At 62.6% G+C, this 19970-nt stretch carries 22 protein-coding genes and 1 pseudogene; 16 read left to right on the top strand and 7 right to left on the bottom strand.

Going from position 1 to position 19970, the window contains the following annotated elements; translation table 11 throughout:
- The first annotated feature begins 194 nt into the window (after positions 1 to 194).
- The 10 genes from EVC45_RS00715 (at position 195) to EVC45_RS00670 (ending at position 8245) form a co-directional block, all read left to right on the top strand.
- A complete protein-coding gene (locus tag EVC45_RS00715; RefSeq protein WP_129956126.1) occupies positions 195 to 554 on the top strand; it encodes a DUF3564 domain-containing protein in 360 nt (119 codons plus the stop codon).
- Between the two features lie 322 nt (positions 555 to 876).
- Positions 877 to 1626 (top strand): DNA/RNA non-specific endonuclease, encoded by a 750-nt coding sequence (locus EVC45_RS00710; RefSeq protein WP_129956125.1) that lies wholly within the window; start codon positions 877 to 879, stop codon positions 1624 to 1626.
- The gene (locus EVC45_RS00705) at positions 1619 to 1879 is read left to right on the top strand and encodes a hypothetical protein (RefSeq protein WP_129956124.1); all 261 of its coding nucleotides are present in this window, start codon (positions 1619 to 1621) and stop codon (positions 1877 to 1879) included. The genes EVC45_RS00710 and EVC45_RS00705 overlap by 8 nt, the downstream gene beginning before the upstream one ends.
- 310 nt (positions 1880 to 2189) lie before the next feature.
- A complete protein-coding gene (locus EVC45_RS00700; RefSeq protein ID WP_129956123.1) occupies positions 2190 to 3305 on the top strand; it encodes a SpoIIE family protein phosphatase in 1116 nt (371 codons plus the stop codon).
- A 12-nt stretch (positions 3306 to 3317) separates the two neighbouring features.
- Positions 3318 to 3881: a SiaB family protein kinase gene (locus tag EVC45_RS00695; RefSeq protein WP_129956122.1), complete on the top strand. Its 564-nt coding sequence runs from the start codon at positions 3318 to 3320 to the stop codon at positions 3879 to 3881.
- A 22-nt stretch (positions 3882 to 3903) separates the two neighbouring features.
- Positions 3904 to 4299, top strand: coding sequence for a DUF1987 domain-containing protein (locus tag EVC45_RS00690; RefSeq protein ID WP_129956121.1), 396 nt, complete (start codon positions 3904 to 3906; stop codon positions 4297 to 4299).
- A gap of 1 nt (position 4300) precedes the next feature.
- Positions 4301 to 5026: a GGDEF domain-containing protein gene (locus EVC45_RS00685; RefSeq protein ID WP_129956120.1), complete on the top strand. Its 726-nt coding sequence runs from the start codon at positions 4301 to 4303 to the stop codon at positions 5024 to 5026.
- Positions 5027 to 5163: 137 nt separating this feature from the next.
- Complete coding sequence (locus EVC45_RS00680) at positions 5164 to 7158, top strand: bifunctional diguanylate cyclase/phosphodiesterase (RefSeq protein WP_248294994.1); 1995 nt, start codon at positions 5164 to 5166, stop codon at positions 7156 to 7158.
- Positions 7159 to 7306: 148 nt separating this feature from the next.
- The gene (locus EVC45_RS00675; protein WP_129956118.1) at positions 7307 to 7684 is read left to right on the top strand and encodes a hypothetical protein; all 378 of its coding nucleotides are present in this window, start codon (positions 7307 to 7309) and stop codon (positions 7682 to 7684) included.
- Positions 7685 to 7927: 243 nt separating this feature from the next.
- Positions 7928 to 8245 (top strand): hypothetical protein, encoded by a 318-nt coding sequence (locus tag EVC45_RS00670; protein ID WP_129956117.1) that lies wholly within the window; start codon positions 7928 to 7930, stop codon positions 8243 to 8245.
- Here the strand turns inward: EVC45_RS00670 and EVC45_RS00665 are convergent.
- Positions 8242 to 8949: a Crp/Fnr family transcriptional regulator gene (locus EVC45_RS00665; protein WP_129956116.1), complete on the bottom strand. Its 708-nt coding sequence runs from the start codon at positions 8947 to 8949 to the stop codon at positions 8242 to 8244. The two genes, EVC45_RS00670 and EVC45_RS00665, sit on opposite strands and share 4 nt — an antisense overlap.
- A gap of 100 nt (positions 8950 to 9049) precedes the next feature.
- On the opposite strand from EVC45_RS00665, the gene EVC45_RS00660 reads away from it, so the two are divergent.
- Positions 9050 to 9589: a DUF962 domain-containing protein gene (locus tag EVC45_RS00660; RefSeq protein ID WP_129956115.1), complete on the top strand. Its 540-nt coding sequence runs from the start codon at positions 9050 to 9052 to the stop codon at positions 9587 to 9589.
- A gap of 15 nt (positions 9590 to 9604) precedes the next feature.
- Here EVC45_RS00660 and rarD read toward each other — a convergent pair whose 3' ends face one another.
- Positions 9605 to 10501 carry an EamA family transporter RarD gene (gene rarD / locus EVC45_RS00655; RefSeq protein WP_129956114.1) on the bottom strand — a complete coding sequence of 299 codons (897 nt, stop codon included), beginning with the start codon at positions 10499 to 10501 and terminating at the stop codon, positions 9605 to 9607.
- Between the two features lie 138 nt (positions 10502 to 10639).
- A pseudogene (locus EVC45_RS46540) lies at positions 10640 to 10734 on the bottom strand (EamA family transporter RarD); the annotation flags it as partial.
- Positions 10735 to 11292: 558 nt separating this feature from the next.
- On the opposite strand from EVC45_RS46540, the gene egtD reads away from it, so the two are divergent.
- The gene (egtD, locus tag EVC45_RS00645; protein ID WP_129956113.1) at positions 11293 to 12276 is read left to right on the top strand and encodes an L-histidine N(alpha)-methyltransferase; all 984 of its coding nucleotides are present in this window, start codon (positions 11293 to 11295) and stop codon (positions 12274 to 12276) included.
- A 92-nt stretch (positions 12277 to 12368) separates the two neighbouring features.
- On the opposite strand, the gene EVC45_RS00640 is transcribed toward egtD, so the two are convergent.
- Positions 12369 to 12662 carry an acylphosphatase gene (locus tag EVC45_RS00640; protein WP_129956112.1) on the bottom strand — a complete coding sequence of 98 codons (294 nt, stop codon included), beginning with the start codon at positions 12660 to 12662 and terminating at the stop codon, positions 12369 to 12371.
- Between the two features lie 138 nt (positions 12663 to 12800).
- Between EVC45_RS00640 and hpnA the strand changes: the two genes are divergently transcribed.
- Both hpnA and EVC45_RS00630 read left to right on the top strand, forming a co-directional pair.
- Positions 12801 to 13811: a hopanoid-associated sugar epimerase gene (hpnA, locus tag EVC45_RS00635; RefSeq protein WP_129956111.1), complete on the top strand. Its 1011-nt coding sequence runs from the start codon at positions 12801 to 12803 to the stop codon at positions 13809 to 13811.
- A 111-nt stretch (positions 13812 to 13922) separates the two neighbouring features.
- Positions 13923 to 14486: a hypothetical protein gene (locus EVC45_RS00630; RefSeq protein ID WP_129956110.1), complete on the top strand. Its 564-nt coding sequence runs from the start codon at positions 13923 to 13925 to the stop codon at positions 14484 to 14486.
- A 56-nt stretch (positions 14487 to 14542) separates the two neighbouring features.
- Here EVC45_RS00630 and EVC45_RS00625 read toward each other — a convergent pair whose 3' ends face one another.
- Together EVC45_RS00625 and hpnC are read right to left on the bottom strand one after the other, a co-directional pair.
- Positions 14543 to 15715 carry a glycosyltransferase gene (locus EVC45_RS00625; protein WP_129956109.1) on the bottom strand — a complete coding sequence of 391 codons (1173 nt, stop codon included), beginning with the start codon at positions 15713 to 15715 and terminating at the stop codon, positions 14543 to 14545.
- On the bottom strand, positions 15715 to 16581 hold the full coding sequence (hpnC, locus tag EVC45_RS00620) for a squalene synthase HpnC (RefSeq protein ID WP_129956108.1): 867 nt from the start codon (positions 16579 to 16581) through the stop codon (positions 15715 to 15717). Before hpnC ends, EVC45_RS00625 begins: the two co-directional genes overlap by 1 nt.
- A 377-nt stretch (positions 16582 to 16958) precedes the next feature.
- On the opposite strand from hpnC, the gene ispH reads away from it, so the two are divergent.
- Together ispH and hpnH are read left to right on the top strand one after the other, a co-directional pair.
- A complete protein-coding gene (gene ispH / locus EVC45_RS00615) occupies positions 16959 to 17903 on the top strand; it encodes a 4-hydroxy-3-methylbut-2-enyl diphosphate reductase (RefSeq protein ID WP_129956107.1) in 945 nt (314 codons plus the stop codon).
- 10 nt (positions 17904 to 17913) lie between these two features.
- Positions 17914 to 19068 (top strand): adenosyl-hopene transferase HpnH, encoded by a 1155-nt coding sequence (gene hpnH, locus EVC45_RS00610; protein WP_129956106.1) that lies wholly within the window; start codon positions 17914 to 17916, stop codon positions 19066 to 19068.
- A gap of 147 nt (positions 19069 to 19215) precedes the next feature.
- Here the strand turns inward: hpnH and EVC45_RS00605 are convergent, their stop codons facing one another.
- Entirely contained in the window at positions 19216 to 19818 is a 603-nt protein-coding gene (locus EVC45_RS00605; RefSeq protein WP_129956105.1) for a phospholipid-binding protein MlaC, read from the bottom strand.
- Positions 19819 to 19970 lie beyond the last annotated feature (152 nt).

Genomic DNA, 19970 nt, shown 5'->3' with positions numbered 1-19970 from the left:
TGCCGCGCCTCGCGATGTGCGTGTGGCTGATACAGCATGCATATCGCGTAAGCGCGGCGCTTTGAGCATGACCCGTACCTCGCCATATCGTTTCACGAATTATTTTTCCATTCGCCCGTCATGCCTTTGGCTTGCATAAAGCGCCGCGCCGCCTAGACTGATAAAGCCCTTCGCAATTTATGAACGGACCTGATATGCGACTGACCATCCTGATTAACGGTTCCGATCCCACCGTAAGCCATGATTACGCCGTGCTCTGGCTCGATACCGATGAACATCGGTGGTCGAGAGAGGCGCATCAAGGAATCGACCTGCCCCCGTGGGGCGAACTGCGTGACGAAAACGGCGTGACCACGCTGTGCGCACCGAGCGCCGACGCGCCGCTCTGTACGCTGCGCGGTCTGCACGTCGATCGCAAGGAGCGTGTGAGCGCCGCGCAAGGCGCCGCCGCATGGACCGCGCTGCAAACCCGCAAGGCGACGAGCGGCTTCTGGCGTTTGCAGGCGGTGGATCGTCAAAAAGTCCACGCTGAAAACAGCGTGTTCGGTAATTAAGTTCTGGCGCAATTCGTTGCGCTTCTCTTTTTCCGGTCGAAACTTCCGGCTCACTGCGCGAGCACTGCTCGTACGCGTAAGTCTGTTCGTGCGCAAACGAACATAACCCTCACGCGATACCGCACCACTTAAGACCTTCTTAAGATTGCGTGCGTAGAGTCGGAAGTCCACGCATTCGGGTCGCTGCAAAGCGGCCCACTTTTTTGCCCGGCGCACGCCACCTCTGCTGTTTCCCATTCCCTTTCTTCGATTCGCATTGTGCTGTCGCTCGATGTGAGCCGCGACGCTATACTTGCGTCCCCTTTCATCGAACCACCGACACATGAAGAAGTGGCTTGCCTGTCTGTTCCTCGCCGTCGCCACTCATGCGAGCGCGGCACCTTCCTGCACCAGTTTCGCGCCGAATGCGCAATGGCCCGTCCTGACCAATCAGAAGATGGCGCCGGAAACGCGCCTGCTTTGCTATAGCGATTTCGCGGTGCTGCATTCGGGTATCACGCACGGTCCACTGTGGTCGGCCGAGCATCTGACGCGCGAGCACATCGAAGAAGCGAAAGACATGGTGCGCACCAACAAGTTCTTCGAAGACGCGCGTCTGCCAGAAGGCGAAGGCGCGACACTCGCCGACTACAAACGCAGCGGCTTCGATCGCGGTCACATGAGTCCGGCGGGTAATCGGTGGAACGATGAGGCGATGGCGCAATCGTTCTCGCTCGCGAACGTCGTGCCGCAAAACCGTCAGAACAACCAACGATTGTGGGCACGTATCGAAACCGCGGTGCGCAAGATCGCACTCGCCTACGACGACACGTACGTCGTCACCGGACCGCTGTTCACCGGTCAGCAACTGCAGACGATCGGACCGACGCGCGTGTTCGTGCCGACTCAGTTGTACAAGGTCGTCTATGTGCCATCGCGTCAATTGGCCTTCGCAGTCGTGGTTGATAATGTAGCGACCAACCGTTACGACATCCGCACGATTCACGAACTCGAAGCGATGTCGGGCATCCGCTTTCCGGGCATTCCGGATAACCTCAAGGACCAGCGGCCAGGAGGACTAAAAGGTGTTTAAGCCCTATTCGAACGATGACGACGTGCTCAACATTCAGGGCGATTCGCTCACGCTCAGCAACGGCACGACGCGTGTCGTGCTGAACGGCACGATCGAATTGACGCGAGATCAGCGCGGCCTCAAAGCGGCACTCGCGTTGAAGGAAGCGCTCGATGCGATCGTCGCGAGTCTGCAGGCGCAAAAGGATTTACCGGCGCAGGTGAAGGAAGAGCCGGACGCAAAGCCGGGCGTCGTGCAAAACCCATTTCAATAAATGGACCCACAGCCGTTGCATTCGCGCAACCCGGCATATCGCAAGTTTTACTGATTGCGGTCACGCAAACCTTTGCGTGACCGCCAGAGTTCCAATCCCGCGCCAATAGAGCGGATCGCCCTCCCCTCTGTCACATAATGTACATAGAGAAACCTTAGCGTGCGAGGTTCTTCATACATCGACTGGCGTCGCCATGCATCCAGCGTTCTCGAGATTTCGCCGTTCTTCCGCACAGGGGAATCCGCGCACGGCCGGAGATTTGTGCCAGCAAGTTCCATCCGTAGACGTTGAAGATCCCAACTCCGTCGTCATGGAGATCTTCTCGACGCGCCGCGACATGCAAAGTCTCGCCGTCATCGATGACCAGCGCCCCATCGGCCTGATCAACCGCGATATTTTCATGTCGCAAATGAGCAGGCCGTTCCATCGAGAGCTTTACGACAAGAAGAGTTGCATCGCTTTCATGGACAAGGAGCCGCTCATCGTCGATGCCGACGTGAGCATCGAAGCGCTGACGTTCAGGACCGTCGAGGCCGGAGAAAAAGCGCTGGTCGACGGCTTCATCGTGACACGTGAGGGACTCTTCTCGGGCCTCGGCAGTGGTTTGCAGCTGATCAGCGCGGTCGCGGAAATGCAGGCGGAGAAGAACCGCCAGATCATGCAGAGCATCGAGTACGCCAGCGTGATACAGCGCGCGATGTTGCGTGCTTCCAGCGAGACGCTGTCGATGAAGCTGCGCGACGCGGCAATGGTCTGGGAACCTCGCGACGTCGTTGGCGGCGACTTCTATCATTTCGCGGCCTTCCCGAACGGCTGGTTCGGCGCGGTAGCCGATTGCACCGGACATGGCGTTCCCGGCGCCTTCATGACCTTGCTTGCTTCGGCGTCATTGTCGAAGGCGCTCGAGCAGATCGGTCCGCGCGACCCCGCCGCGCTGCTCGCGGCCGTCAATCGAAACGTCAAGGGCTTGCTGGGGCAAGTGAACAGTGCCGACGAAGGAACCCAATCCAACGACGGTCTGGACACGGCACTCTTCTGGTTCGACGCCACGGAGAGCGTGCTGCATTTTGCCGGCGCGAGGATCGCGCTGCACATCCTGTCGCCCGACGCCGCGGAGTTCGAGACGATCGGCGCCGACCGCATGGGAGTCGGTTACGTGGACAGTCGCGCCGACTATGCGTGGAGCCTGCGCTCGATTCCCATCGCGGCGGGTAGCCTGCTGTTCATCTACACCGACGGACTCGCCGATCAGATCGGCGGCCCGCGCAACATTTCTTTCGGCCGCCGCCGCGCGTTCGACCTGATCCTCGAAAGCCGCGCCGAAACCCCGGCGACGATTTGCGAGCGCGTCCGGCTCGCGCTCGCGCAGTGGCAAGGCAGTCAACCGCGCCGTGACGACGTCACGCTTTTCTGTGCCCGCATTTAGTGAATTCCCGGAATGTCCCAACTACTAGAACAAGACAGCGCCTTTTTCGACCTTGCGCAGCGACGCAACGTGCTCTTCTATCACAAGGGCTACTTCTCCCATAACATCGTCGCGTCGATGGGCGAAGTCGTGAAGCTGCAACTCGAAGTCGCCGGCGTCAGCGGTCCTACTCGCCGCAAACTTTTCTCGTCCTTTATCGAGCTCGCGCAGAACATCGTGCATTACTCGTCGAACGCGCTGGAGCCCGGCGGCGAAGCGGCAGGCGAGATACGCGAGGGCGCCGTGTGCATCTCCAGACACGGCGAGCATCACATGATGTTATGCGTCAATCCGATCGCGACCGCCGAAGTCGAGGGCCTGCGCAACCGGCTGGAGCCTCTGCGCAACATGTCCCTCGAAGAAATCAAGCAGGCGTACAAGGTGACACTGCGCACCGACGCCCCGAAAGACAGCAAGGGCGCTGGCCTCGGCTTCCTGACGATGGCGCGCGATGCGAGCGCGCCACTTGAATTCGCTTTTCATCCGCGTGCCGACGAACCGGGCACCACGCTGTTTTGCCTCATGGCCATCATCTGAGCAGGAAGGCACACGAACAAAAATGGAAAACCTACACATCCCCGCGACGACGACGTCGCCCGAAGTCGATTTTCGCTTCGACCAGCACGCGTTGTCGATCAAGGGTGAGTCCTACCCCGAAAACGCCGCCGCTTTTTACGCGCCGATCATCGAGCAGATGCGCAAGTACCTTGCCGCGAACACCGGGGCCGAGATCACCATCGACGTCGCGCTGACGTACTTCAACAGCTCGAGCACCAAAATGCTGTTCAGCATCTTCGACGCGCTCGATCAGGCAGCGGAAGCGGGAAGCCGCGTGTCGATGAACTGGTATCGCGACGAGGAAGACGAAACGATTGCCGAATTCGGCGAAGAGCTGAAGGCCGATTTCCGCGCGATCGATTTCACCGATCGTCCCATCGCGCAGCAGGGAAAATAAGGTGCGTTCGCCCTCTTCGCGTGACGTGTCCTCGGGTGGCGCACCCGATCTGTTCCAGAACGAGAGCGCGGCACTCGCAAAAGCTCGCGCCATGCATTCGATCATCGACGCGGATGCCGCGGAGTATCGCCAGTCGTTGGGCGAACTGATCGAGCACTTCGAGCGCCTGATGCGCGAAACACGGCGCCTGATCGGCCGCAGCGACCGGGCTGAGCGCGAGATGCAGGCGCTGGCTCAGCAACTGGCGTACCGCGCCTCGCACGACGCGTTGACGGGCGTACTGAACCGCAGTGCCGTGATCGAGCGCACCACCAAAGTCTTGCGCACCAGCAGCGCGGTGATGATCATCCTCGACATCGACGAATTCAAGCGGATCAACGACGACTACGGTCACCCGACCGGAGACGCGGTCATTTCGGGGGTCGTCGATTGCCTGCGCGCAATCGTCGGGGATCAAGGCTTCATCGGGCGGGTGGGCGGTGAGGAGTTCACCGTGCTGCTGCCCGGTCATGACCCGGCCAGTGGCGCCATGCTTGCCGAGCGCATGCGCGAAGCCATCAGCGACTCGCTGGTGGTTGCGCCGGTCGAACGCCGCATCACGGCCAGCTTTGGCGTCAGCATCAACGAAGTCGGAACCGGCTTCGACACCGCCTATGGCCTCGCCGATGCGGCGCTGTACCGCGCCAAGCGAAGCGGGCGCAACCGCGTGGAATTTGCCGATCGATAGGCGGATGAGCAGACCCATGGCGCACCGTTACAGGTCGATCCGGAGCGCCCTGAGGGCAAGTCATGCAGCCACTTGAACATTCACCAGCCGGGCGGGCCGGTATTCGCCCGCGCCGCGTTGACGGAAAGGGAAGCGCCTTGGGACAGGAAGCAACGCGCAAAGCCGGTACGGTCATCGCCGTGCTTGCCATTCTCGCTGTCATTGCGACGAGTACCTTCCTCGCAATCCGCCAGAGCCGCGAGCAGGACAGTTCGCTTCGGACGATCCAGGCTTCCGGGCGGCTGCGCCACGACCTCGACCGGGTTCAGCAAGTCATGCTCGATGAGCATGCGACGCTTTACACCTCGATATCGACGGTGCCGCTCTACAACCGCGCCGTCTATAGCTTTCCGATGCTGGAACTGCTCGAGCTGACGCGCGACGCGCGCGAGAGCTGTAGCGAGAATCAGGAATGCGTATCGCGTCTGTCGGATCTGGACGACAGGATCGGCAGACTCAGCGAACTGAGCTTTGGTCTTGCGCGCAGAGTCGCGGAACATCCCGGCAGCGTGGCAGTGGGCGACCCCAGACTCGAGGAAATCGACGCCTATTTCTATAGCGTCCTCGAGCGGGTCGTCGACGTACGACTTGCGGCCGACGCCAAGGTCGCTTCGGTCGTCAGTCAATCCTCGCTGGATGGGAAGTGGTTTACGCGCATGCTGTTGAGTTGCGGCATCGCTTCGGCGTTGTTGCTGCTTTCGCTGATTCACTGGAACGGACGCATTGGAGCGCGTCTGCGCCGCTCGCTCAGAAGACTCGAGCATCAAGCCAGATACGACGCGCTGACCGACCTGCCGAACCGGGTGCTGCTCGGCGAACATCTTTCAGAGCAGCTCCTACGCGCGGCAACGACCGGCCAGAACGTTTCCGTCCTTTTCCTCGATCTCGATCGCTTCAAGGACGTCAACGATTCGCTTGGACATCGCATCGGCGATCTGCTGCTGAAGGCCGTGGCGCGAAGGCTTCAGCGTCTGCTGCGGGCGACGGATTTCGTCGCGCGCTACGGCGGCGACGAGTTCGTGATCGTCGCGGAACGAGCCGACGCGCAGCAGCTCACCGAAATGCTCGACACGCTCATTCACGAGATGAGCGAGCCGTACAGCATCGGCGAACACGAGTTGTATCTGGAGGCAAGCATCGGCGTCAGCACTTTTCCACAAGATGGGGCCAAGCCGGAGCTGCTCACGCGAAATGCCGATGCCGCGTTGTACGTGGCGAAATCGCGCGGCCGAAACGGCTATCAATTCTACGAGCCGGAACTGAGCCGCGCGGCCGCCGAGAAATTGCGGCTCACCACCCGACTGCGGCGCGCGGCGAAAGCCAATGAGTTGTATCTGGCGTATCAGCCGCAGATCGACATGAAAACCGGATGCATCATCGGTGCCGAGGCGCTTCTGCGATGGCGCGACGACGAACTCGGCGAAGTCTCGCCGGCCGTGTTCATCCCGCTCGCCGAAGAAACCGGTCTGATCCAGAGCATCGGCACGTGGGTGTTGCGGCAGGCTTGTCTGCAGGCGAGCGCATGGGTCCGTTCGGGGCTTCCACCCGTGCGTATCTCGGTCAATGTTTCGCCGCTTCAACTCGAACGGTCGGACCTTCCAGCTGTAGTGCGCTCGGCACTCGAAGATGCGCATTGGCCCGCTGAACTTCTGGAACTCGAAGTCACCGAGGGCACCTTGATGCGTAACGCGGAAGAAGCGCAACGGGCTTTTCGCGAGCTGCGCGAACTCGGTGTGTCTATCGCCATTGACGACTTCGGCACCGGCTATTCGAGCCTCAGCTATCTGAAACGCTTTAGCGTCGATCGCATCAAGATCGATCGCGCGTTCGTTTGCGAAATCGGCAGAGACAAGGAACTCGAAGCTCTGTCGCTTGCGATCATCGCGATCGCGGAGACGCTGAGTTTCGATGTCGTCGCCGAAGGGGTCGAACTCGAGGTCCAGCGCGAGTTTCTGGTCCGCCACGGCTGCACGGTGGCCCAAGGGTTCCTGTTCAGCCCGGCGGTTTCGCCCGAGGCTGTAGCGCAATTGCTCGGCAAGACCGCGGTCGCATCTTCATTGAGCGTGGCGCCTTTCCGCGGATTCGCTTTCTAAGTCGCAACATGTATCCGCGCTGACGCACTACTTACGATTTGTCACCAGCGCAGCGTCAACTCCTGTATTCCCGTCTACGTTAAACCGGCAGCGCTGAAATAATTCAGCCGCGACAAACGAATCCACCGATTCAACCAGGAGTCACACCATGAAGACGCTTTTCGCCGCTGTTGCTTCCGCACTGCTCGTGTCGACCGCTTTTGCTCAAACGGCCGCACCGTCCGCCGCACAACCTGCGCAAGCCGCGCAGTTGCCGGCTGCCGGCCAGGCGAATCTGAAGGCAAGCACCGCGGTACAGGCCGACGCGACGAACGACAGCGCGACCGCAACGAAAGCGCCTGCCAAAGCCGCTACGCAAAAGCACGTGAAAAAGACTTCCGCCCATACGAAGAAGGCCCACAAATCCACGGGCAAGAACGCCGTCGAAGCGAGCACCGCCAAGACTAAAACGGAGAGTGCGAAAGAGGCCAGCACTGCCCCGGCGAAAGCCGACGGCGCACAAGCCGACACGACCAAGACGCAATAACACGTGATCGGTTTCGGCGCTGACCGGCCATGAGGGTGTTGTTCAAATAGAAGTTGATCGAAGCCGGACCGTGCCGTTCAGGGAGGGCGAGTCTTATGACTCGCCTTTTTTTCTATGCGGCGTGTCATTGCCCGTCGTATCTTTTTGCCGACAGACACGCGAATTTTTGCACCGTGTTTACCCGTCGGCGATTACTCTCGAATTGTTCCAACTCACGGTCGCGTCACACGGACGCCGCATCAAATGGCTCTCACGCAATCGCTCGACAAGCTCTCGCCGCAACCTGTCAGCACGCAGATTCAACGCAGCAACGTCATTCCATTTCCATCGGCACGCGCGCTTCTACTCGTGACCGTGCCACACGCCCAGTTGCGTGCACTGCTTCATTCGCCGCTCGGCGTCTATGTCGTCAACACGGAAGCCGTGCGCGAAGAAGACCGCGTGCAACTCGACATCGCGCGAGAAGATCTCGACTTCACGTTGCACACGCTGCTCACCACATTGCCCGCGGCGACGATCGGCCCATTGAAACGTCGGGTCAGCCACCCGGGCGCACGTTAATCGCGCTCGACGAGAGCCTGTTCGCGCAGCTTGTCGGCATTGACGATTTCGATCTCCGCATAGCGCAGCTTCAACGCGCCCTGCGTCTCGAAGTGCCTGAGCACCTGGTTGATCGTCTGCCGCGACAACGCGAGCATCATCGCCAGATCTTCCTGCGGGACCTTCAGCACGCTTCGCGATTCGCCGGGTTCGCCATAGCCGCCCGCCATCAGCAACAGGCGCCGCGCGACACGCGGCGCGGCAGGCAGTAGCGCGGCTTCCTCCATCGCCTCGAACGCGAGACGCAGCTTGTGCGTGAGCAACAAACCGAACGCGTGCCAGTAAGCGGGCGTGCGCTCGAGCAACGCGGCGAGCGCCACGCGCGGCACATGAAACAGCGCGGTATCGCGTTCGGCATACGCGTCGTGGGTTCGCGAGCGGTTATCGAACAGCGCGATCTCGCCGAACCAGTTCACCGGCTCGATCACCGCGAGCAACGCTTCCTTGCCCGTCGAACTCGCCGCGCCGATTCTGACGACGCCGTCGAGCACGCAGTAGAGGCCGTCGTCGGCAGCGCCGCGCGTGAAAAGCCGCTGACCGGCCGCGAGAGATTCGACCCGTCCCGCGTCGAGCAACTGTCTGCGCAGATCGGCCGGCGCGGCGCGAAACCACGCGCTGCGTTCGAGCAGCGCGGCAAGCTCATTCGATGAAAAACGCTCTGTCATAGACGGTATGCGTGGGCGATCGTCGCTGATTGTCGGCTACCCGATGGTTGGAAAATCATCTGCCCGCGATTATGCTGACTTTGACCCAGGAGCGGCACTGATGAGAACGCTGACGCAGCAACTGACGCAATACGCGGCCTACCATCGCGACCGGCGCAATATCGCCACCCACTTCGTCGGCATTCCGATGATCGTGCTCGCGCTCGCGGTGTTGCTGAGCCGGCCTTCGTTTGGCGCCGGGATGTTCCCGGTCACGTTGTCGCCGGCATGGCTGTTGTTCGTCGCGGCGACCGTCTACTACCTCGCGCTCGACGTGCCGCTCGGCGTGCTGATGGCCTGCGTCTCGGCGCTCTGTGTCGGGTTCGGCGAGTGGATCGCCGCGCAGGCGACGCTCGTGTGGCTCGCAACCGGCATTGGCCTCTTCGTGATCGGCTGGGTGTTTCAGTTCGTCGGTCACGTCGCCTACGAGCATCGCAAGCCGGCATTCGTCGACGACGTGATCGGCCTGCTGATCGGCCCGCTATTCGTGCTCGCCGAAGCGCTGTTCGGTATCGGCTGGCGCCCCGATCTGCGTGACGCCATCGAGGCCGAGGTAGGCCCGACGCGCATCGATGCGCAGAGGACCGAAGCACATCGGTGAGCGCGCCGCCGCCGCTCAGTTCGACGCAAGCCGAACGAAGCGCACGCTGTGCAGCGCGGTCAGCGCGACGGCGATCCAGATCGGCACGTAGGTGGCGAGTTGCGAGGCGCTCAGCGTTTCGCGCAGCAGCGTGATCGACACGAACACCAGCAGCACCGGCTCGACGTAACCCAGAATGCCGAACAACGCGACCGGCAATAGACGGCTCGCCTTCAGATAGGTAGCGAGCGCGAGCGTGCTCAACGCGCCGAGGCCCGGCAGCAACAGACACCACATTTCGGCGCGTCCGGCGATCGTTTGCAGCGAGCCGCCGCCGAGAATGCACACGGCGGCCACCGGCAGCAGCAACGCCATTTCGACGGTGAACATCGCAAGCGAATCCTGCTTGATCCGACGACGCAGCACGAAATAAGGCGGATAACCGAGCGCGACGACGAGCGTTGGCCACGAGAACGCGCCCGTCGCCCACAATTCGTGAACGACGCCAACCGCCGCGCACGCGACCGCGAGCCACTGCAACCCGTCGAGCCGCTCGTGATAGTGAAAGCGCGCGACCAGCACCATCGCGAGCGGCATCAGGAAATAGCCGAGCGACACTTCGAGCATGCGCCCATGCAGCGGCGCCCACAGAAACAACCACAGTTGCACGCCGAGCAGGCCCGCGGTCACGACCATCGCGGCGGCGAGCTTCGGCTGCGTCATCATTCGGACAACGAGTTCGCGCAGCATCGGCAGACGCTGGCGCACCGCGACGAGCAGCAGCGCGCCGGGCACGGTCCATACGATGCGCCACGCGAAGATGTCGAGGCCCGACAGCGGTTTGAGCAGCGTCGCGTAAGCGGACAGTAATGCGAACATCGCCGACGCACCAACCGACAACGCGATCCCGCGCCTGAAGTCGTTGTGATTCATTGCGCGGTCCGGGATCTGCCTGACGTGTGGGTTTGCGGCGCGCGACGCAGGCGCGCGGCGTTCGTTGTGGTCATGAATGTGAGGTCTCTTGAGCGGGCGGCCATGCGGGCAAAGCCGCGGACGCTGCATTGTCGCAGCGGTTTGAGCAGCGTCGCGTAAGCGGACAGTAATGCGAACATCGCCGACGCACCAACCGACAACGCGATCCCGCGCCTGAAGTCGTTGTGATTCATTGCGCGGTCCGGGATCTGCCTGACGTGTGGGTTTGCGGCGCGCGACGCAGGCGCGCGGCGTTCGTTGTGGTCATGAATGTGAGGTCTCTTGAGCGGGCGGCCATGCGGGCAAAGCCGCGGACGCTGCATTGTCGTTCTGAAGCGGTGGCGCAAATCGCATGAAAAAACCGGCATTCTAGACGGGTTATTCGCCAACGGGCCTGCGGTTTCTCGTCAATCGGCTGCAATTAGTCGTGCGCTTCGCGCGTCGATGAACTAGAACATAACTTTGCGCAGCAGCCGGCGAACCCCTTTCCGGTTCGTCATCGCCTCGCGCGAATCTTGCTACCAAGCTTTGCACGCTGCGGCCGCGTCACCCACGACAATGACGGCCACAGCGGCACGAAAGTAGCAGCACTCACGAGCCGGGTCGGCGAATGCAACTGTGAGCGTAGTCCTGGAAGCCGCCACGAACCGACGCCCGCGCATCTCGCCCACGGCATGCCTCAACCGCGTTTTATCGCGCATGCCATCGCCCGGCAGCAATCCCGCTCATCGAATGTGACTACTGGAGCCAGCATGACCCAGCCAGCCCTATCGCTTAGCAACTCGCCTTCCGAACTGCGTCGCGCCTTCGCCGCCGACGTGTACGCCGGTCTCACCCACACGCCGCAAAAAGAACTGCCGTCGAAGTATCTGTACGACGAAGTCGGCTCCGCACTTTTTGAAGTGATTACCGTATTGCCGGAATACGGCGTGACGCGCGCCGAAGAACGGCTGCTCACGAAGCACGCGGCCGATATCGTCGAGCATTTGCCGCATGACGTGACGGTCGCCGAACTCGGCAGTGGCAGCGGCCGCAAAACGCGGCGCATTCTCGAAGCGCTGTGTAAAAAACGCCCTACTTCCTACTGCCCGATTGAAATTTCGCGCAGTGCGTTGCAGTTGTGCCGGCGCGAACTCGGTGACATCGAGCGGATTTCGATCGTCGGCTACGAGCGCGACTATCTGGCCGGCCTCGCCGAAGTGAGCCGGCAGCGCGCACCCGACGACCGCTTGCTCGTGCTGTTTCTCGGCAGCACGATCGGCAACTTCGGCAGACTCGCGGCGACGCGGTTTCTGCGCGACATCCGCAACATGCTCGCGCCGGGCGACGCGCTGCTGCTCGGCACCGATCTGATCAAACCGACCCCCGTGCTGGTCGCCGCCTACGACGACGCGATCGGCGTGACCGCGTCGTTCAATCTGAACCTGCTGGCACGCATCAACCGCGAACTCGACGGCGACTTTCCGCTCGAGTCGTTCGAGCACGTGGCGCGCTTCAATCCGGACGCGCGCAGCATCGAGATGCATCTGCGGGCGAAGCGCGATATCACCGCGCACGTGCACGCTGCAAAGCTGACGGTGTCGCTGAAGGAAGGCGAGACGATCTGGACCGAAAGCAGCCACAAGTATCGCGCGGAGGAATTGCCCGCGATCGCCGATGGCGCCGGCTTCACATGCAGCCATCAATGGATCGAGGATGAATGGGGATTCGCGGAGAGTTTGCTGGTGGCGCGCTAAGCGCTAAAGGCAAAAGCAAAAAAGCGGCGCGCCGCCCTCCTCAGGACGGCGCGCCGCTTTCTTAACTCGCGTCGCTCGAACGCGCGAGGATTTCAATGCTGCTCGAAGCGCTCGTACCGCTTGTCGGTCGCGCGCTCCTCGCCGCTCACCTCGGTCACGCGCGCCGCCGGCGGTCCGTGACGCAGCCACGACAGCATCCGGTCGATCTGATTGGCCGATCCCTGCAACATCGCCTCGACCGAACCGTCGTCGAGATTCGCGACCCATCCCTTGATGCCGAGCGCGTGCGCCTGGCGCACCGTCGCGAGGCGAAAGCCAACGCCCTGCACGGTGCCGCGCACCCGCGCGTAATACGTTTCGATCCGCTGATCCAGATCCGGGGCCATGCCGCTACCTCCTTTTAATGCCTGACAGTCTTTCAAGCCGGCATTCTAGTCGTGTCGCGACGAGCGTGCTCGACAACACCCATGCCTCGCGTGCGCCACGTACAATCCGTCGACCGTCACGCAGGAAATGGAAACAGAATGACCGAACAGAATCGCGATCTCGTGCTCGTGACCGGCGCGTCCGGCTTCGTCGGCTCGTCGGTGGCACGCATCGCGCAGAGCAAGGGCTTTCGCGTGCGCGTGCTGGTGCGCGCGACGAGTCCGCGCAAGAACCTCGAATCGCTCGATGCGGAAATCGTCGTCGGCGATATGCGCGACGAAGCATCGATGCGCAACGCGCTGCGCGGCGTGCGCTATCTGCTGCACGTCGCCGCCGATTACCGGCTGTGGGCGCCGGACCCTGGCGAGATCGAGCGCGCCAATCTCGAAGGCACCGAGGCGACGATGCGTGCGGCGTTGAAAGAAGGCGTCGAGCGCATCGTGTATACGAGCAGCGTCGCGACGCTGAAGGTGACGAACTCCGGCCAGTCCGCCGACGAAACCTCGCCGCTTCGCGCCGACCAGGCGATCGGCGTCTACAAGCGCAGCAAGGTGCTCGCCGAGCGCGCGGTCGAGCGCATGATCGCCAAAGACGGTCTGCCCGCGGTGATCGTCAATCCGTCGACACCGATCGGCCCGCGCGACGTGAAGCCGACGCCGACCGGACGCATCATCCTCGAAGCCGCGCTCGGCAAGATTCCCGCATTCGTCGATACGGGGCTGAACCTCGTGCACGTCGACGACGTCGCCGCCGGCCATTTCCTCGCGCTCGAACGCGGCAAGATCGGCGAGCGCTATATTCTCGGCGGCGAAAATCTGGCGCTCCAGCAGATGCTTGCGGATATCGCCACGCTAACCGGCCGCAAGGCACCGACTGTGAGCCTGCCACGCTGGCCTTTATATCCGCTCGCGATGGGCGCGGAAGCCGTCGCCAAGTTCACGAAGCGCGAACCGTTCGTCACGGTCGACGGGCTGAAGATGTCGAAGAACAAGATGTATTTCACTTCGACGAAAGCGGAACGCGAGCTGGGGTATCGCGCGCGGCCTTATCGCGAAGGTCTCGCCGATGCGCTCGAATGGTTCCGGCGGGCGGGGTATCTGAAGGGCTGAATGAACGGCTGAACAGCAGCCGTAAGCATTTTGTTACAAGTCCCGCGCCAGCGACGGGTCCACGCCCGCGCGCAGCAGGTAAAATCGCGGGTCCTACCAGAGAAACCTCGCATGAATCTTCACGAACAGCTCGGCGCGCTGGAAATGGGCGTCGATCAGCTCATTCACGCTGTCGTGGCCACGCAGGCCGAGAACACTCCCGAGACAAGTGTTGACGCGGCGGCATCGCCCGCGGCGACGGAGCATGCCGCGCGCGACGCGGAGGCCGAAGCGGCGGAAACGGCAGCGGAACAACCCGCGAGCGCGGCAGCAAACGCCGAAGCGATTGCCGAGCCGGCCGCCCCGCAATTCCAGCCCACGCTCGAAATCAACCGTCCCGCGCGCGACGAAATCACGATGACGATCGGCAATCAGACCGTCGCGCTGCGCCCGGATCAGATCGGCCGGCTGATCGAGGAGCTGTCGAACGCGCGCGCGTCGATGACGCCGGAGCAGCCGCAAGGCATTCCGCCGGGCTGGCAATTCGTCTCGACCAAGAATCCGATGATGGCCGTGCAGAAGCAGTCGAACGGCGACCGCCTGCTCGTGATGCGTCACACCGGCCACGGCTGGGTGCCGTTCACGTTCTCCCCGGACATCGTGATACAGATGTACATGATGCTGACGAACGCGTGACCCAACCCGCGTGACGTAAAAAAAGCGGCCAGGAGCCGCTTTTTTTACGCCTGACTTCAGCGCTCCTGCACCGGCGCCTGCACGCGCGCCTTCCACTGCCCGCCCTTACCACGCCAGTAACGCACCGCCGATGCGAACGTCGCGCCGACATAGAACAGCGCCACCAGCGGCAGAAACGGCGCCCACAGCGGCGAGCGCCGGTAGTAGACGAGCATCGGCGCATACGCGCAGCACATCGCCGCCCACGCGATCCAGGCCGGCCAGCCGAGCGGCCCGAGGATCAGCGCCGCGACCGGTGGCAACAGATAGATGATCCCCATGCCGACGAGCGTGCCCGCGAGCAATAGCGGCGAGTAGCGCAGCTGCGTGAACGCGGTGCGCGCGATCATGTTCCAGATGTCGCGCCAGCTATCGTAGGGACGCAGCGACACGCTCTTCGCCGCGACATCGAGGCGGATCGGATGACGCCCGGTGCCGCGATGCTTGATGCGCGCGGCGAGGCTGCAATCGTCGATCAGCTCGGCGCGGATCGACTCGATGCCGCCCGCCTCCTCGAGCGCCGCGCGGCGCACCAGCATGCAGCCACCCGCCGCGGCCGCGGTGCGGTTGCGTGGATTGTTGACCCACGCGAACGGATAAAGCTTCGCGAAGAAGAACACGAAGGCCGGAATCAGCGCCTTTTCCCAGAACGAATCGCAGCGCAGCCTGACCATCAGCGAGACGAGGTCGCGCTTTTCGGCATCCGCGCGAGCGACGAGTTGCGTCAGCGCCTCAGGGGGATGGCCGATGTCGGCATCGGTCAGCAACAGGAACTCGGCCGGCAGATCGAGCGTCCGCACCGCCTCGATGCCCTGCGACTGCGCCCACACCTTGCCGGACCAGCCCGGCGGCAACGGCTTCGCGCCCAGCACGGTGAAGCGCTCCGGACATTGCAGCCGCAGCGCGGCGGCACGCGCGGCGTCGGCGGTGCCGTCGGTGCTGTGATCGTCGACGACGATCACGTGGAACGCGCCCGGATAGTCCTGCTCGAGCAGCGACGTGACCGCCTCGGCGATCACGTCGACTTCATTGCGCGCCGGCACGACCGCCGCGACGGCGGGCCATGCGTCGCGTGTCGCGATCGCGAGCGGCGCGGTGGGACGCGCGCGCCAGAAGCCGCCGCGCGCGAACAGCAGGACGCACCAGATCAGCAGGGAAACACACGAAAGAATGAACAGGACCGCCGCCATTAAGCATTACCCTCGATTGAGCGCGCCGCCATGCCGACGCGTCTGGATAGTTGCATTGTCAGGGTGCGCGCCGCCACCACGCACCAGTCGAACAGGTTGAACACCGGACGCTCGCGGAACACATCGTAATCCGCGCGCTCGATGCGCTCGAGAAACCGCAGTCCGGCATGCACCGCGCCGCATAGCTCGAGGCCGAGCCGCCCCGGCATGCGCAGCGCGAGCGGCGCGCCGCGGACCAGCGTCGCACGCACGAACGCGATTTCATGCGCCATCAGCGCGCGCCACGCATCGTCGACGACGCCATCGGCAATCTGCGCTTCGGTCACGCCGAAGCGCCGCAAATCGGCTTGCGGCAGGTACACGCGCTGTCGGTCCCAATCGGCGGCGACGTCGAGCCAGAAGCTGATCAGCTGCGACGCCGTGCAGATCGCATCGGCGTCGGCGAGATTGTGCGGCGTCGCCGCGCCGACCAGATGCAGCAGCAAATGCCCGACCGGATGCGCCGAGCGACGGCAATAGTCGACGAGCGCAGCGCGATCCGCGTAGCGATGCGTATCGATGTCCTGCGCGCAGCCGTCGAGCAGATCGTAGAACGGTTCGAGCGGCAGCTCGTATTGCGCGATCACGCCGGCAAGCTTGCCGAACAGCAGAGCATGCACGGGCGCGGCGCGCCGTTGCGCGATCGCGTCCAGCCCAGCGCGGAAATCGGCCAGACGGGCGTGCCGCTCGGCGGCGCTCCATTGGCCTTCGGCAGAGATATCGGCCGCAGTTCGCACGACCTGGTAGATAATACCGACGGGCGCGCGTAGCGCCTTCGGCAGCAACACGCTCGCGATCGGAAAGTTTTCGTGCTGATCGACGTCCATCCAGCGAGCCTCGAAACCATTCTGTAATACAGCGCGTTTGTCCGCGCAGCAAGGATCGGTAGTTTAAGGGTTCCGCCGTGATGGTGCAGTGTGCGGTCGTGGCAGGGCGCGTTGCGAGGCGATCTCGCGCTGGTTCCTTACATCGATGTAACGCTCGCAGGCTCGGTGCTCCGCAAGGCCCAGCGGGTGCGGCAAGCGCCCAACACACGGGCCGCGCCAAAAAGCAAAGCGGCCCCGATAGCGTTAGAATGCGCGTTTGGTTTTGCTGTACCGGCCCGTCGCCGGGGCTCAAGACGTCAACTAATCATGATGAGCGCGGCGATAAAGTCAGCTTCACGACTTCTTCGAAACCCGCGTTAGTCGGAGTTCGCCAACTTATGCGAGTCATCCTTGCTCAGCCCCGCGGCTTTTGTGCGGGTGTTGTCCGCGCAATCGAAATCGTCGATCGCGCGTTACAACAACACGGCGCGCCCGTGTATGTCCGCCACGAGATTGTCCATAATCGTCACGTGGTCGACAATCTGCGCCAGAAGGGCGCGCGTTTCGTCGAGGAACTCGACGAAGTGCCGCAAGGTGCCGTTGCGATATTCAGCGCGCACGGTGTTGCGCAAACCGTCGAACGTGATGCCGAAGCGCGCGGTCTCGACGTGCTCGACGCAACCTGCCCGCTCGTGACCAAGGTACACGTGCAGGGTCGCCAGTACGTGGCCGCCGGCCGCACGCTGATCCTGATCGGCCACGCCGGCCATCCCGAAGTTGAAGGCACGATCGGCCAGATCCCCGGCAAGGTGCTGCTCGTGCAAAGTGAGGCAGAAGTCGCGAAGCTCGAGTTGCCGGTCGATACGCCGCTCGCCTACGTGACGCAAACCACGCTGTCGGTCGACGACACGCGCGGCATCATCGACGCGCTGCTGCGCCGCTTTAGCGATATCGTCGGTCCCGACACACGCGACATCTGCTATGCGACACAAAATCGCCAGGCGGCGGTGCGCGAGCTGAGCAAAGAAGTCGACGTGCTGCTGGTGGTCGGTGCAACCAACAGCTCGAACTCGAACCGGCTGCGCGAAATCGGCAGCGAGAGCGGCGTGGCCAGCTACCTCGTCGCCGACGGCTCCGAAGTGAAGCCGGAATGGTTCGCCAACGTTCGCACGGTCGGCATCACGGCCGGCGCGTCGGCACCGGAAGAAATGGTCGAAAACGTAATCGATGCGCTGCGCGCATTGGGGCCCGTCGATGTCACGACGATGGCGGGCCGTGAAGAAAAAGTCGAATTCAAGTTGCCATCGAAACTGATGCAACCACTCGCTGCACGCGAAGTTTAAGGAGGACGCCTTGTCTATTCCGCTGCTACAGAAAGTCCGCGTCGGCGCATACATCATGCGCCAGCATCTCTCCGGCAACAAACGCTATCCGCTCGCCCTGATGCTGGAGCCGCTGTTTCGCTGCAATCTCGCCTGCAATGGCTGCGGCAAGATCGACTATCCGGATCCGATCCTGAACCAGCGTCTGTCGCTCGAAGAATGCCTGCAGGCCGTCGACGAGTGCGGCGCGCCGGTCGTGTCGATCGCGGGCGGCGAGCCGCTGCTGCACAAGGAAATGCCGCAGATCGTCAAGGGCATCATGGCGCGCAAGAAGTTCGTGTACCTGTGCACGAACGCGCTGCTGATGGAAAAGAAGATGGACGACTACGAGCCGAATCCGTACTTCGTCTGGTCGGTTCACCTCGACGGCGACAAGGAATCGCACGATCACTCGGTGTCGCAGGAAGGCGTGTACGACAAGGCCGTCGCCGCGATCCGCGAAGCGAAGCGCCGCGGCTTCCGCGTGAACATCAACTGCACGCTGTTCAACGACGCGCAGCCGGAACGTGTGGCGAAGTTCTTCGACACGCTGGGCCCGATGGGCGTCGACGGCATCACGGTGTCGCCGGGCTATGCGTATGAGCGCGCGCCGGATCAGCAGCACTTCCTGAACCGCGACAAGACCAAGCAGCTGTTCCGCGAAATTTTCAAGCGCGGCAACAACGGCAAGAACTGGTCGTTCAGCCAGTCGGCGATGTTCCTCGACTTCCTCGCCGGCAACCAGACCTACGAATGCACGCCGTGGGGCAACCCCGCGCGTACCGTGTTCGGCTGGCAAAAACCGTGCTATCTGGTCGGCGAAGGCTACGTGAAGACCTTCAAGGAACTGATGGAAACCACCGACTGGGACAAGTACGGCACCGGCAACTACGAGAAGTGCGCGGACTGCATGGTCCACTGCGGTTTCGAAGCGACGGCCGTGATGGACACGGTTGCGCATCCGCTGAAGGCGCTGAAGGTCAGCATGCGCGGTCCGAAGACGACCGGCGCGTTCGCGCAGGACATCCCGCTCGACAAGCAGCGCCCCGCCGAGTACGTGTTCTCGCGTCACGTCGAGATCAAGCTCGAAGAAATCACGCGCGCCGGCAAGGGCAAGAAGGTGGAGACCGCTACAGCGGCGCACTGAGGCTTCGGCAGGATGGCGGCCGCGCGCCGCCCCTGCATGTGGCTGATCACTAGCCCAGGCTAGCATCAAGCATGAAAAAAGCGCGGTGGCCAATCAAGGCCACCGCGCTTTTCTTTTACCGATTAAAACTTCTGTCGACCGACGCGCTCACGCGCCGCGCGCATTATGCGCGGTCAGGAATTTGATCAGCCCATCGATGCCGCCTTTGGCAATCTGATCGGCGAACTGCGTCTGATACACCTGGATCAGCCACGCACCCATCATGTTGATGTCGTAGATCTTCCAGCCCGACGGCCCCTTGGTGAGCCGGTAGCCGATCGCGTCGTCGCCGCCGTTGCTGATCACGTGCGATTGCACGACGATGTCGGTCTCGCCGCCTTGCACACTGACCGGCGCAAACTGGAACTTCACGTCCTGGTCGCGCAGTTGCGACAGCGATGCCGCATAGGTGCGCGTAAGCAGCAGCGTAAACTGCTCGTACAGCTGCTTCTGCTGCTCCGGTGTCGCGGTCGACCACGGCTTGCCGACCGCGATACGCGTAGTGCGCTGGAAGTCGGTAGCGGGCAGGAAATGCGTCTGGACGACCTGGGTGATCTTCGCCATGTCGCCGCCGCGCGCCTGCGGGTCAGACTTCATTGCAGTCACCGTGCCCTGCACTGCACTTTTTACCACCGCGTCGGGTGCGCTCTGCGCAAACGCCGCCGTGGATACCACGGCCGCAGCCACAAAAGCAGTCAGATATCGTTTCATACGCTTGTCATGACTCGAAAGAAGTAGCGCCGGCAGGCCGCACAGCCCGCGGCTAAAGAGTGGTAGACCAGTATAGCGGGGATTGCGTTCCCGTCCCGACAAAGCCGTCGGGAGCCCTACTTGCTACCGAAGTCGGGCTTGCTTGCCCGGCC

It is taken from the genome of Paraburkholderia sp. UYCP14C (genome assembly GCF_004197395.1).
GTDB lineage: Bacteria > Pseudomonadota > Gammaproteobacteria > Burkholderiales > Burkholderiaceae > Paraburkholderia.
This window is presented reverse-complemented; position numbering and strand designations above follow the sequence as displayed.